Source organism: Streptomyces sp. BE303 (assembly GCF_036290945.1).
Classification (GTDB): domain Bacteria; phylum Actinomycetota; class Actinomycetes; order Streptomycetales; family Streptomycetaceae; genus Kitasatospora.
The window spans coordinates 173,444-186,987 of sequence record NZ_JAQYWZ010000880.1 but is presented as its reverse complement, the minus strand read 5'-3'; the positions used below and the strand labels follow the sequence as shown (position 1 = coordinate 186,987).

Annotated in this window: 8 protein-coding genes and 1 pseudogene; 3 read left to right on the top strand and 6 right to left on the bottom strand. The window is 74.3% G+C overall.

Annotated features, from left to right (window positions below; all coding sequences use genetic code 11):
- The first annotated feature begins 101 nt into the window (after nt 1-101).
- Complete coding sequence (locus PUR56_RS32100) at nt 102-1,505, top strand: glutamate decarboxylase (RefSeq protein ID WP_329878997.1); 1,404 nt, start codon at nt 102-104, stop codon at nt 1,503-1,505.
- 523 nt (nt 1,506-2,028) lie between these two features.
- On the top strand, nt 2,029-3,240 hold the full coding sequence (locus PUR56_RS32095) for a helix-turn-helix domain-containing protein (protein WP_329951529.1): 1,212 nt from the start codon (nt 2,029-2,031) through the stop codon (nt 3,238-3,240).
- A gap of 80 nt (nt 3,241-3,320) precedes the next feature.
- Here the strand turns inward: PUR56_RS32095 and PUR56_RS32090 are convergent, their stop codons facing one another.
- The 5 genes from PUR56_RS32090 to PUR56_RS32070 all read right to left on the bottom strand — a co-directional run bounded on the left by PUR56_RS32090 (nt 3,321) and on the right by PUR56_RS32070 (nt 10,532).
- Nucleotides 3,321-4,532 carry a sigma-70 family RNA polymerase sigma factor gene (locus PUR56_RS32090; RefSeq protein ID WP_329951528.1) on the bottom strand — a complete coding sequence of 404 codons (1,212 nt, stop codon included), beginning with the start codon at nt 4,530-4,532 and terminating at the stop codon, nt 3,321-3,323.
- A gap of 167 nt (nt 4,533-4,699) precedes the next feature.
- The gene (gene dnaG, locus PUR56_RS32085) at nt 4,700-6,607 is read right to left on the bottom strand and encodes a DNA primase (RefSeq protein ID WP_329951527.1); all 1,908 of its coding nucleotides are present in this window, start codon (nt 6,605-6,607) and stop codon (nt 4,700-4,702) included.
- A 75-nt stretch (nt 6,608-6,682) separates the two neighbouring features.
- Nucleotides 6,683-7,993 carry a deoxyguanosinetriphosphate triphosphohydrolase gene (locus PUR56_RS32080; RefSeq protein ID WP_329879001.1) on the bottom strand — a complete coding sequence of 437 codons (1,311 nt, stop codon included), beginning with the start codon at nt 7,991-7,993 and terminating at the stop codon, nt 6,683-6,685.
- Nucleotides 7,994-8,245: 252 nt separating this feature from the next.
- On the bottom strand, nt 8,246-9,337 hold the full coding sequence (locus PUR56_RS32075; protein ID WP_329951526.1) for an SGNH/GDSL hydrolase family protein: 1,092 nt from the start codon (nt 9,335-9,337) through the stop codon (nt 8,246-8,248).
- Nucleotides 9,338-9,587: 250 nt separating this feature from the next.
- Nucleotides 9,588-10,532, bottom strand: coding sequence for a PAC2 family protein (locus PUR56_RS32070; RefSeq protein WP_329879003.1), 945 nt, complete (start codon nt 10,530-10,532; stop codon nt 9,588-9,590).
- A gap of 860 nt (nt 10,533-11,392) precedes the next feature.
- On the opposite strand from PUR56_RS32070, the gene PUR56_RS32065 reads away from it, so the two are divergent.
- Nucleotides 11,393-12,118: a GNAT family N-acetyltransferase gene (locus tag PUR56_RS32065; RefSeq protein ID WP_329879004.1), complete on the top strand. Its 726-nt coding sequence runs from the start codon at nt 11,393-11,395 to the stop codon at nt 12,116-12,118.
- A gap of 529 nt (nt 12,119-12,647) precedes the next feature.
- Here the strand turns inward: PUR56_RS32065 and PUR56_RS32060 are convergent.
- Nucleotides 12,648-13,529: pseudogene (locus tag PUR56_RS32060) on the bottom strand (ADP-ribosylglycohydrolase family protein); the annotation flags it as partial.
- Nucleotides 13,530-13,544: the final 15 nt, after the last annotated feature.

Sequence of the window (13,544 nt, the reverse complement as noted above, 5' to 3'; positions counted from 1 at the left end):
CCACCCCCGGGTGGTGGACCGCGGCGCGCGGATGCGCCGGCCCCGAGCCGATGGCAGGTTGGGAGGGGACGCGGCCACCGGACGGAAGGGCGGCAGATCCCATGGCACTGCACAAGGGGGCCGGAGACGACCGCCGGCTGACCGTCAACCCGTTCGTCGGCGCCGCCGACCCGCTCGGCGGGATGGAACTGGCACCGCCGCTGCACCGGCTCTCCGACGGCCCCGTCCCCGCCGACACGGCGTACCAGCTGATCCACGACGAGCTGATGCTGGACGGCAACGCCCGGCTCAACCTGGCGACCTTCGTCACCACCTCGATGGAGGTCCAGGCCACCCGGCTGATGACCGAGTGCCTCGACAAGAACATGATCGACAAGGACGAGTACCCGCAGACCGCCGAACTGGAGCGGCGCTGCGTGGCGATCCTCGCCGACCTCTGGCACGCGCCCGACCCGGACACCGCCGTCGGCTGCTCCACCACCGGCTCCAGCGAGGCCTGCATGCTGGCCGGCCTCGCCCTCAAGCGCCGCTGGATGCGCCGCAACGCCGAGCGCTACGCGGCCGGTGCCCGGCCCAACCTCGTGATGGGCGTCAACGTCCAGGTCTGCTGGGAGAAGTTCTGCACCTTCTGGGAGGTCGAGGCCCGCACCGCCCCCATGGAGGGCGACCGCTTCCACCTCGGCGCCGAGCAGGCGGTGGCGCTCTGCGACGAGGACACCGTCGGCGTGGTCGGCGTGCTCGGCTCGACCTTCGACGGCTCCTACGAACCGGTGGCCGAGATCTGCGCCGCCCTCGACGACCTCCAGCGGCGCACGGGCCTGGACGTCCCGGTCCACGTGGACGGCGCCTCCGGGGCCATGGTCGCCCCGTTCCTGGACGAGGACCTGACGTGGGACTTCCGGCTGCCCCGGGTCGCCTCGATCAACACCTCCGGCCACAAGTTCGGGCTGGTCTACCCCGGAGTCGGCTGGGCGCTCTGGCGCGACCACGAGGCGCTCCCCGAGGAGCTGGTGTTCCGGGTCAACTACCTGGGCGGCGAGATGCCGACCTTCGCGCTGAACTTCTCCCGGCCCGGTGCCGAGGTGATCGCGCAGTACTACACCTTCCTGCGGCTCGGCCGGGGCGGCTTCCGGGCCGTGCAGGGAGCCTGCCGGGAGGTGGCCACCTACCTGGCCGGGCGGATCGAGGCGCTCGGCGGCTTCCGGCTGCTGACCCGGGGCGACGAGCTGCCGGTCTTCGCCTTCACCACCACCGGTGACGTGCCGTTCGACGTCTTCGACGTGTCGCGGCGGCTGAGGGAGCGCGGCTGGCAGGTGCCCGCCTACACCTTCCCGGCGAACCGGGAGGACCTCTCGGTCCTGCGGGTGGTCTGCCGCAACGGGTTCTCCCGCGACCTCGCGGACCTGCTGCTCGGCGACCTCGAACGGCTGCTGCCGGAGCTGCGCAGCCAGCCGGTCCCGCTGAAGGAGATGGGAGTGCCGGTCCGGTCGGGCTTCCACCACTGACGGCCCCGCGCCGGCGGCGACGCAGGCGGCAGGCGAACGACGGACGTCAGGCGCGACAGACGCGGTAGGCGGACGACGGGACGGTGCGCTCGGGCAAGCGCTCGACCCCGCGCGGGGGTGAGTGTCGCGGCGGGGAGGGCTGCACTGAAGCATCCTCCCCGCCGCGCGTCCCTGCGGCCCGGGGCAGCCTCCCCCCGTGAGGCTGCCTCGTTCCGGTGGGGGTCAGGGATCGCCGATCGTCCGGCTTGTGACGGACATGTCCGGACGAAGCGCCCGGACGGTGAATCGGACCGACCCGAGAACAATGCCCCACGGACACATGAATGTTCGAGCGTCAGCCGGGGTTGTGAGACACTTCCGTCCGTCTCAGCTCCAGGACCTGGGGTTTGGGACGCCGGGCCGCTGAGGTTGGAGACGCCGCTGACGTCGGGGGAGACGGACACGCCCGCCCACAGCCCGGGCCGGTGGCCGTCCAGGCCCCGCCGATCCCGCCGCCCCCGGCCTCGGATGTTTGGAAGACCTCATGGGTTCCGCCTGGAAGAAGCTGCCGGACGAACTGTCCGCTCCCGCCAGACGCCTGACGGAGGAGCTCCGCGCCGTCAAGGACGTGACAGGGCTCTCCCTGTCCGAACTGGCCGCCCGGACCCACTACAGCCGGGCCTCCTGGGAGCGCTGGCTGAACGGCAAACGGATCGTCACCGAGCAGGCGCTCGAAGCACTGATCGGGGCGGTGGAGTGCAACGGACCGGCACTCCGGGCGCTCTGGGAGGCGACGGCGGCAGCGGAGCTCGCCGGGGAGCCCAGCGATGGGCGCACCGGAGCGGAGTCTGAACCGGCGTCGGGCCTGACGGCTCCCGGAGCCGCTGCGCGCCCGGCGTCAAAGGACGCGGCCGAGGACACGGCCGAGGACACGGCCGAGGACGCGGACCGGGCCGTCGAACCGGCGGCGGACGCGTCGGAGCCCACCGCCGGAACCACGACGGACCCGGAGACCACGGAGGCGACGGAGACCGCCGGATCGCCCGAGGACGCGGAGGACCCGGAGGACCCGGCGCCCTCGGAGGCAGGGCCGGGGACGCCCCGCGCCCGCCGGACGCCGGGGCGGCAGATCGCGCTCGTCGCCGCCGTGGCGGCGGCGGTGGTGCTGCTCGCGCTCGCCGGCATGCGGTACTCCTCGGGCGACGGCAGTGAGCCGACCGCCGTCGCCGAGCCGGCCGTGTCCTCGTCCACCCCCGCCAAGACGGCCCCGACGGTGGCCGCCTGTCAGGCCGTCGGCTGCTCGCACAAGGACCCCAAGGCCACCGGCTGCGGCGCCGACGCACGGACCGTGCAGACCACCAACATCGGCAAGGTGGTCGCCTACCTCCGGTACAGCCAGAAGTGCCAGGCCGCCTGGGCGGCGATCACCGAGGGCCAGCCGGGCAACCAGGCGGTCGTCACCACCAGCGCCGGCGAGACGGAGACGGCCCTGATCCACTGGGGGTACGACAACTACTCGGCGATGGTGAACGCGGCGGATCCGGCCGTCACCCTCCAGGTCTGCGGCCACCAGTCGGCGGGCGTCTCCTGCACGAACGGCGTCTCCGACCTGGCCCGGCTGGTCGCGTCCACGCCGATCCCGATCGGCCCGGCGTCCCCGCCCCCGGCGATGGCCTCCGCACCGGCCGCGACGGCCACCGAGCCCCCGGCCGCCGAGCCCGCCTCCGCGGCCCCGTCCCCGGCGGCCACGCCGTAGGGCGCCTCGCCCGGATCCTGTCGGACGGCCCCGCCGGCCCGGCAGGATCCGGGGAGCCGGCCCCGAGGAGCGGGACCGGGCTAGTCGAGGTAGCCCCGGAGCTGGGCGGCGAAGGCGTGGTCGCGGAGCTTGACCAGGGTCTTGGACTCGATCTGCCGGATCCGTTCCCTGGTCACGCCGAACAGGGTGCCGATCTCCTCCAGCGTGCGCGGCCTGCCGTCGTCCAGCCCGTAGCGGAGCTGCACCACCTGGCGCTCGCGCTCGCCGAGGGTGGCGAGCACCGCCTCCAGGTGCTGGCGCAGCAGCAGGAAGGTGGCCGACTCCGCGGGTGAGGCGGCGTCGGCGTCCTCGATCAGGTCGCCGAGCGCGACGTCGTCCTCCTCCCCGACCGGGGTGTGCAGCGAGATCGGCTCCTGGGCGAGCCGGAGCAGCTCCCGGACCCGCTCCTCGGTGAGGTCCAGGACGGCGGCGATGTCGGCCGGGCCCGGCTCGATGCCGCGTTCCTGCAGCAGCGAGCGCTGCACCCGGATCACCCGGTTGATCAGCTCCACGACGTGGACCGGTACCCGGATCGTCCGCGCCTGGTCGGCCAGCGCACGGCTCATCGCCTGGCGGATCCACCAGGTCGCGTAGGTGGAGAACTTGTAGCCGCGGGCGTAGTCGAACTTCTCCACCGCCCGGATCAGGCCGAGGTTGCCCTCCTGGATCAGGTCCAGCAGGGTCAGGCCGCGGCCGACGTAGCGTTTGGCGACGGAGACCACCAGTCGCAGGTTGGCCTCGGTCAGCCTGCGCTTGGCGATCCGGCCGGTCACCACCAGGGTGTCCAGGTCACGGGCCAGCGGGTCGGCGGGCGGCGGCTCCCGGTTCAGCCGTTCCTCGGCGAAGAGGCCGGCCTCGATCCGGCGGGCGAGTTCGACCTCCTCAGCCGCGGTGAGCAACCGGATCCGGCCGATCTCGCGCAGGTACTGGCGGAGCAGGTCCGCGGCCGGGCCGCTCCCCTCGGGGGCGGCCCGGCGCTCGGGCGCGTCCTCGGCTTCAGGGTGGCCCGCCGGGAGGCCCTGGGCGGGGATCCGGGCACCGCCCGGGGGCGGTGCCCCGGCCCGCCCGTGGTCCGCGGAACCGTCGGGGCCGTCGAGCCCCCCGGCGCCGTCGGGTCCTTCGACGCCACCGGGGCCTTCGACGCCGTCAGGGTCCTCGACGTCGTCGGGACGGCCGGGACCGTCGGAGGCCCCGTCCTCGGGGGCGAGCGGTTCGTCGGTCGGCTGAGCGGTCGCGGCAAGGCCTCGGTCCACGGGCATCCCCTCGGGGCGGGCGCGACTCTGGCGGACCCGCGCTGTACGGAGGTGGGACGCCTTCCAGTGTGCGGCACGCCACGCTCCGTGGCCGAGACTCGTGCGCGGACTTTCTGAGCGCGGTCCGCCAGGAGCGGCGCGCGTCGGCCGCCGGGGCCCCGACGGCGCTACAGCGCGGCCGAACCCCTGCTGCGCAGCTGCTGCCCGTACTGCTGGAGCTGCCACAGCTCGCTCTGCACGGCGTGCAGTTCCTCGGCGGCGGCCCGGTTGCCGAGCCGCTGGAGGTGGCCCCGGACCTCGTTCACCCGCCGGTCCACGGCCAGCAGCCGCAGCTTGACGAGGAACTCCCCCGCGTAGATGGCGTCCACCTTGCGGCGCGAGCGCACCGGCTCCACGGTCAGCTCGGTGACCAGCGAGCGCACCTGGTCGTCCGGGCAGGCCTCGCGCACGGTGCTGGTGAAGTCGGCCAGTGTCGCCCCGTACGCGGCGCCGCCGGCCTGCCCGATCGCGCGGCGCACGGCGGTGTACGGCGGGGTGGGGAACTCGTCCTCGGCGTAGTTGTCGAAGGCCGGGGCGACCAGGTCCGGGTGCTGCAGCGCCAGCTTGAGCAGCTCGCGCTCGACGAACTGGGCCGGGTCGCGCGGGTTGACCGTGAAGACGGGGCGCGCCGGGCGGACCGGCTGCGACGGGTCGGGGCGGCGCTGCTGGCCGGCGCCGCGCGGGTTCTGCTGGCGTTCGCGGTCCCAGCGGGCCAGCTGGGAGACCCGGCGGACGACGAAGGGCTCGTCCAGGATGCCGAGCATGCCGGCCAGCCGGACGGCGTACTCGTGCTGGATCGAACGGTCCTTGATCTTGGCGACGATCGGCGCCGCCTCCTCCAGGGCCGCCGACCGACCTTCGGGCGTGTCCACCCGGTGCCGGGCGACGGCCGAGGACAACGCGAACTCGAAGAGCGGCACGGGGTTGTCGATCAGCTCGCGGACCGCCTCGTCGCCCTTGGCCAGGCGCAGGTCGCACGGGTCCATGCCGCCGGGGCTGACCGCGATGGAGGTCTTGGCGGCGAACTTCTGGTCGTCCTCGAAGGCGCGCAGCGCGGCCTTCTGGCCGGCCGCGTCGCCGTCGAAGGTGAAGACGGTCTCGCCGCGGTACTGGGAGGTGTCCATCAGCAGCCGGCGGATGATCTTGATGTGGTCCTCGGCGAACGCCGTCCCGCAGGTGGCGACCGCGGTGGTGACCCCGGCCAGGTGGCAGGCCATCACGTCGGTGTACCCCTCGACCACCACGGCCCGGCCCGACTTGGCGATCTCCTTCTTCGCCAGGTCGAGGCCGTACAGGACGTGCGACTTCTTGTAGATCGGCGTCTCGGGGGTGTTGAGGTACTTCGGCCCGTTGTCGTCCTCGCGGAGCCGGCGGGCGCCGAAGCCGATCACCTCGCCCGCGATGTCGCGGATCGGCCAGACCAGCCGGCCCCGGAAGCGGTCGATCAGACCGCCGCGCTGGCCCTGCGAGGCCAGACCGCCGAGCAGGATCTCCTTGTCACTGAAGCCCTTGCCGCGCAGGTAGCGGACCAGGTGCTCCCAGCCGACGGGGGCGTAACCGACACCGAAGGTCTTCGCGGCCTCCTCGTCGAAGCCCCGCTCGGAGAGGAAACGGCGGCCGATCTCGGCCTCCGGGGAGACCAGCTGCTCCTGGTAGTAGGCGGCGGCCACCTTGTGCGCCTCGACCAGCCGGGTGCGCTCGCCCTGCTGGTGACGGGGGCTGTAGCCGCCCTCCTCGTAGCGGAGCGTGATGTTCGCCTGAGCGGCCATCCGCTCCACGGCCTCGGCGAAGGTGAAGTGCTCGATCTTCATCAGGAAGGCGATGGTGTCGCCGTTCTCCTGGCAACCGAAGCAGTGGAACACGCCCTTGGCGGGGTTGACGTAGAACGAGGCGGACTTCTCGTCGTGGAAGGGGCAGACGCCCTTGTACTCGCCGCCGCCACCGTTGGTCAGCTGTACGTAGTCGCCGACCACCGCATCGATCGGCAGTGCGCTCCGCACCGCCTGTACGTCTTCGTCCCTGATCCGCCCGGCCACCCCGGAAGTCTACTGGGGTGGCCGGGGTTTCCCGGGGCCGCTCCCCATCCGGTCCGGTGGCGGGCCCCGGCGGGCTCAGGTCCAGGCCGCCCCGACCAGCTTGCCGTGGAGGGCCAGCGCCGAGGCGTCGGTGAGGGTGGCGATCTGGTCGATCACCGCGCGCAGGGCCCCCCGGTCGTCCTCGGCCTCGTGGTAGAGCGCGGCGAAGACCGGGTCCAGCCCCTCCGGCGCGCGCTCGTTGAGGACGTACGCCAGCTCGGCGATCACGATCCGCTGACGGGCCCGGAGCTGGGCCTGCTCGTCGCGCTGCATCACGAACCGGACGGCGACCGCCTTCAGCACCGCGCACTCCAGGCGGACCTCGCGCGGCACCACCAGCTCGGCCTCGTACCGGGTGAGCCGGCCGGGGCCGTAACGGGCGCGGGTCGCCTGCTCGGCGGCGAAGCAGAAGCGGCCGATCAGCTGGCTGGTGAGGTCCTTCAGCCCGGCCCGGGCCCGGGCGGTGCCGTCGTACGCCTGGGGCCACCACTCCTGCGCGAGCAGCCGGTCCAGGGCGTCCGACAGCTCCTCCGGCTCGGCGTCCGTGGCGTAGCGCTCGGCGACCTTGAACAGTTCGGCGCGCTCGCTCGGGGCGAGCAGCGCGGCCGGGTCGATGTGACCGGCCTGGAGGCCGTCCTCCACGTCGTGGGTGGAGTAGGCGACGTCGTCGGACCAGTCCATGACGGTGGCCTCGAAGCACTTGCGCCCGGCCGGGGACCCGGCCCGCAGCCAGCGGAAGACCGGCAGGTCGTCGGCGTAGACGCCGTACTTGGGCGAGGCCGGGTCGGTGGGGTGCGCGCCGTGCGTCCACGGGTACTTGGTGGCGGCGTCCAGGGCGGCGCGGGACAGGTTGAGCCCGACGCTGCGGCCCGGCCAGGGGGCCAGCCGGGCGGGTTCCTCGTCCTGCGGGGCGAACCGCTTGGGCTCCAACCGGGTCAGGATGCGCAGCGACTGCGCGTTGCCCTCGAAGCCGCCGCAGGCCTCGGCGGCCTGGTCGAGCGCCTCCTCACCGGTGTGGCCGAACGGCGGGTGGCCGATGTCGTGGGCCAGGCAGGCGGTCTCGACGAGATCCGGGTCACAGCCCAGCGCCGCGCCCAACTCCCTTCCGACCTGGGCGCATTCCAGCGAGTGGGTCAGCCGGGTGCGGGGGAAGTCGCTGCGCATCGGGGCGACCACCTGGGTGGTGCCGGCCAGCCGGCGCAGGGCGGCGGAGTGGAGCACGCGGGCGCGGTCGCGCTGGAACGCCGTCCGGCCCGGGCGTTTGTCCGGTTCGGGCACCCAGCGGGCCTCGGCGGCGTGGTCGTACGGGTTCGGCGTGGTGGCGAGGCGGTGCGTGGTGTCGTCCATATGCCCTTCACGGTACGCCGAGCCCCCGACACCGGAAGTGTGCCGCGCGCGACGGGACGCGGGCCGGGGCGTGAACGCTCGGCCGCCCGCGGAAGGGCCCTCCCGGGCCCTCCCGCCGCCCCTGCCGCAGCCACTGGCCCCCACGGCCCGGCGCCTTCACGACCCGGCATCTTCACGAGCCGGCATCTTCACGAGCCGGCGCCTTCACGAGCCGGCGCCTTCACGAGCCGACAGCCGATGCCCGGTGCCGGTTCAGCCGCGGACCGCCCTGAGGACGGCCGCCGCGGCGCCCTCCTGTCCCTTGGCGTTGGGATGGATCCCCGCCAGACCGGGCGCCGGGAACGGCGGCTCGACCCAGCGGGCGGCCTCACCCGCGCACATGTCGTGGCCGGACGAGGGCGCGGCGAGGTCCACGAAGACCGCGCCCGCCGCCTCCGCTCGCCGCTTGAGCATGGCGTTGAGCTGCTGCTCCTTCTCCACCAGGAAGCCCAGATCACCCCCGGCGACGGTCTTGCCGAGCACCGGCACGCAGACGGCCGGGTCGGCCGGCAGCAGCGAGGGGTAGCCGACCACGTAGACCTTCGCCTGCGGAGCGCGGCGCTTGACCTCCTTCAGCGTCTCGCCCAGCCGTTCACCGGCCGCGTCCACCTTGCGCTGCACCTGGTCGGCACCGTCCGACGCGGCGTAGTGCTCGCGGCACGGTGCCGGCGCCCGGCCGGAGCCGACCAGTTCCTTGACCGCGTCGACCAGGTTCTCCTTGGCGCACTGGGTGACGACCTCCATGAACCCGGCGTCGTTGCCGCCGATCCCCACGGTGACCAGCCGGGTGGCCGGTTCGATCGCGTCCAGCTGCGGCGGATTGGTGCCGCTGCCCGTCTCCTGGGAGCCGGTCAGGTCGCCGGTGCGGGCCCCGCTGCAGCTGGCGTCGCGGAACTGACCGCCCGCCAGGCCGAGCGCCTTGGCCACCAGGCTGGGGTAGTTGACCGTCGAGCGGGCGCAGCCCTTCGGCTCCCCCGCCTGCGGGCTGATCTTGAGCCCCGCGGTGTACGAGTCGCCGAGCGCCACGTACGGACCGGTCGGTGTCGGGGTGGGGGTCGGCGTGGCCGACGCCGCCCGGTTCGCCTGCGGACCCCCCGGTACGGCGGCGCCGACGGCGGTGTCCGTACCTCCGGTGCCGGAGCAGGCGGTGAGCAGGACGGCGGCGAGTCCGACGGTCAGGGCACCCGTCAGGGCCCTCGGTACGGCGCGTGACGGGTCGGTCTGCGGCGTGGCGGACGCAGTGGTCGACGACGAGCCCGACCGGGCGCCGGTGGGCGCGCCCTTCGGGCGTACGGACAGAGGCACGGGATCCCCCCGGGTAGGAGCCGTTGGCGTTCTTCCTACGACGGCCCGTCCCCCGGGCACCGCCATCCCAACGGACGGAGACGCCGGATCGATCCCGCCGGAACCGGCGGATTCCGGCGCCTCCCTACCGTGCCCGTCCTTCGGGGCGGCGCCCGTCTCTCCGGAGGGTGTTCCTCACCCCCGGAGGGCATTCGTCACCCCCGGGCGGCGTCCGCCGGCCCGGGGGCTCGCACTGCTCCGGAGGCTTCCGCTACTCCGGGCCGCGCTCGTGCTCCGCCAGGAACTGCTCGAACCGCCGGCCCAGCTCGTCCGCCGACGGCAGGTCCACCGGCTCGGCCAGCAGGCTCTCCCGGCCCTCGGCGCCCGCCACCGCGTCGTACTGGCCCTCCATGCCGCGGATCGCCGAGCGCAGGTCGCCGTCCCCCTGCGACAGCTGGTCCTCGATGTCGGCGTACACGCCGTCGACCTGCTCGCGCAGCTGCGTGCCGGGCAGCACCAGCCCGGTGGCGGACTGCACCGCCTCCAGGATGAGCACCGCGGCCGCCGGGTACGCCGTGCGCGCCACGTAGTGCGGCACGTGCACGGCGAAGCCGAGCACGTCGTGCCCGGCCTCGGCGAGCCGGAACTCCAGCAGGGCCTGCGCGCTGCCGGGCACCTGGGCCTGCTCGAACCACTGCGGGTAACCGGCGGCGAGGTCGAGGCGGTTGCCGTGCGGGGTCAGACCGACCGGGCGGGTGTGCGGCACCCCCATCGGGATGCCGTGGAAGTCGAGCGACAGCCGGACGTCGAACCGCTCGACCAACTCGCGGACGGCCGCGATGAACCGCTCCCACTCGACGTCCGGCTCGGGCCCGGTGAGCAGCAGGAACGGCGAGCCGGCCGCGTCGTGGACCAACTGGAGCAGGATCTCCGGCGGCTCGTAGGAGGACCAGTGCTCGCGGTCGAAGAGCATCGCGGGGCGGCGGGCGCGGTAGTCCACCAGACGGTCGTGGTCGAAGCGGGCCACCACCTGGGGCTCCCCGGCCTCCAGCAGGTGGGTGACCACCTGGCCGCCGGCCTCTCCGGCGTCCATGAAGCCCTCGAAGTGGTGGAGCAGCACCAGACCCGCGCCGGTGTCGGCCAGCGCGGCCCTCGCCGCGGCCACGGCGGCCACGCCCTGCTGATCCAGCTCGTACAGCGCCTGGGGATCACGCACCGCGTACCCACACCCCGCTCTCTACTCGGTCTCTAGCTACTCGTCGGACTCGTGCCGGTTCTCCTCGTGCAGCGTGCGGCGCTCCGCCGGAATTCCCGCTGCCGGGATTCGCCTACCCGGCTGCGGGACTCCCCCCGTTCCGCTGCCCGGAATCCTCCCGCCGCACCGACCGGACGGCCGGGCCGCCCCGGCCACCCACGACGGCCCCGGAACGCCTCCGCGGCCTTCCGCCGGTCCCACTGTGGACTCCCGCGCCTTTCCGGCCACCGCCCGCCCGCGCCCGCCACCGTCCCGCGCCGCCCGCGAGCGCTCGGCGCGCCCCCGGAGGGCCGACTCGACCATGATCGCACCCGATGGGAAAAGCCCTGGTCAGGGGCGGCTGAACGGCCCGTCGAGGCAGCCCGCCGCCGCACCCGGCGGCCATTCGTGTGCTGCGAAGTGACGCACCGCCTTCTGGCGGGTATCGTCCTCTCGCTGCCTCGCATCGTCGCGTCGTCGTCACGTCGTCCGTAACGCCGTCGATCACGTCCCGGCCCGGTGCTCGGCCAGCCACCTACGACGCATCTTGCCTTCACCTGGCCGCCTGTTTCCCTTCGCGCTCCCGTATCCTCATCGGCCATCTCGCGGACGCACACTGTCCCCTCGCTCATCCCGCCGGATCGGTCCGTGGACCCGTGTCCGTTCCGGCACCGCGCTGCCCGTCTCCGGGCCGCCGCCCCCCAACCCGCCCGACCGGTACCTCCGGCGTGCGCGGGTGCCGGCGGGCGGACCTCCGGGGCGGGGCGAAAAGTCCACTGCTCGGCCCGCGCGCACCCAGGCACGGGCCGACATCCTCCGACCGATGAAGGACCGAAGGTTCCGTGCCCGTACCTCTCATCCTCACCGGCCGCACCGTGCGGCTGGAGCCCCTCGCCGCGCACCACGCCGAGGCCATCGCCCAGGCCGGCGCCGAGGACCGTACGACCTACGCCTTCACGCCCGTCCCGCACGGCCTGGAAGCGGCCCGCGAGTACATCTCGCGGGCCCTCGCCGACCAGGCCGCGGGCCGGTCGCTGCCGTTCGCGACCGTGAGCCAGGCCGACGGCCGGGTCGTCGGTTCCACCCGCTTCCTGGAACTCGACTACTGGCAGGGCCCGCTGGTCTGGCCCCCGGCGCCGGGCGTGCCGTTCGGCGACCCGGCCACCGCCGTGCCCGACGCCGCCGAGATCGGCAACACCTGGCTCTCCCCGCGCGCCCAGGGCACCGGCATCAACACCGAGGCCAAGCTGCTGATGCTCCGGCACGCCTTCGAGGTGTGGGGCGTCCAGCGGATCTCGCTCCGTGCCGACGCCCGCAACCAGCGGTCGCGGGCCGCCATCGAGCGGCTCGGCGCCACCTCGGAGGGCGTCCGGCGGGCGCACTCGCGCGGGCTCGACGGAGTGGTCAGGTCCACCGCGTTCTACTCGATCCTGGACGACGAGTGGCCCGCCGTCCGCGACATCATCGAGTTGCGGATCGCCGCCGCCACCTCGCCGAGCGCCCCGGATCCGGCGATCAACCAGGAGTGCCTTAGACACGGCGGCAGCGGGCACCTGATCACGGCCTGACGCGGTCGTGTCGCTGTGACCGCCCGGATCGGGCGGTCACGGCGACACGACCGCCGGCGGGCGGCGGGGCCACCTGCGGGCGCTTCGGGGCCGCCCTCGTGCCGGGGGTCCGGTCGCCTTCGGGGGTCCGGTCACGGCCCTCCGGGGCGACCGGTGCTCAGGGCCGGTACCCCCGGGTGGCGAGGGCCAGGACCTCGCCGAGGAGCTCCGGACCGTCCGCGCTCCCGACGTGGGCGGGATGCGCCTCGACCAACGCCGACACCGGCCGCCGTCCGCCGCCCCGCACGGGGGCCACCCGGACCGCCCAGATCGCGAACCCGGTCCGGGCACGGTGCAGGTGGAGCACCCCCTCGGAGGTGTAGGACTCCCACGGCTGCTCCGTCCCGCGCGGGCGCAGGCCTCGCCTGATCCGCTGCCACTCGTCCTCGCTCCAGACCACGTCCGGGACGGGACACGGGCGCGGCAGCCGCAGCGGCTTCGGGGAGCCGCGCTCCGGCGCGTTCGCCACACCGCCCGGCTCGACGAAGGCCCAGGCGGGCAGCGGTTCGCGGGCCGCCGTCCAGGCGGCGGGGATGCCGCCCGCCCCGGTACGGGCCGCGACCACACCACCGGTGATCGCGGCCACGGTGTCCATGTCCCCGCCGGCGCTCACGGCCTCCCAGAGCGCCCCGCGGTAGTCGGTGAGCCGGCGGGCCGCGCACCAGAGCGCGTACGGGACGGTGTCGGCGGCGCTGACCCGGCTGCCGTTGCCGAGCACCTTCGCCACGGCCCCGAGGTCACGTTCGTCCAGCAGTGCGACCGCCTCGGTCAGGCCGTCCCGCACGGCTCCGAACGGCGTGAGGTCCCGCACCGACTCCAGGAAGCCCCTCGCGGTCACGGGCTCCGCGCGGGCCCGTACCGCGCAGGCCGCGGCCACCGCCACGGCGATCGCGCCGTCCACGGCCTGCGGGTGGGTGTGGGTGATCGCCGCGCTGTCGGCGGCCGGCTCGACCGCCGCCCCCGGGTCGTCGGCGTACGCCGCCCCCAGCGGGGCGACCCGCATCGCGGCGCCGTTGCCGTACGAGCCCTGGCCGTCGAAGAGTTCGGCGGCCAGTACCTTGGCGTCACCGCCCTCGCGGACCAGCCGGAGCAGCCGGTTGGCGGCCGGGCCGTAGCCGCGGTCGAAGTCGTGGCGCCGGGCGAAGCCGTGGGTGAGGTCGAAGGTGTCGACGGCCCTGCGCTCGGTGTGCGCGGCGTACACCGAACAGGCCATCTCGGTGTCGTCGGTCCACGGCCAGGGGCCGGGCGGGGCGGTGCGGGCGGCCAGGTGGGCCCTGGCGGTGGCGGGAACGAAGAACTGCGCGCCGAAGGCGTCGCCGACCGAGAGGCCGTCGAGCGCGTCGAGCGCGGGGCCGGTGTGAGGAGTCGTCATCGGGCCCCAGCCCAC

Bases quoted from the DNA above. Each gene is read 5' to 3' on its own strand.
- PUR56_RS32095 (WP_329951529.1), top strand. From the start codon at position 2,029: ATGGGTTCCGCCTGGAAGAAGCTGCCGGACGAACTGTCCGCTCCCGCC.
- PUR56_RS32100 (WP_329878997.1), top strand. From the start codon at position 102: ATGGCACTGCACAAGGGGGCCGGAGACGACCGCCGGCTGACCGTCAAC.
- PUR56_RS32080 (WP_329879001.1), bottom strand. From the start codon at position 7,993: ATGGACGACACCACGCACCGCCTCGCCACCACGCCGAACCCGTACGAC.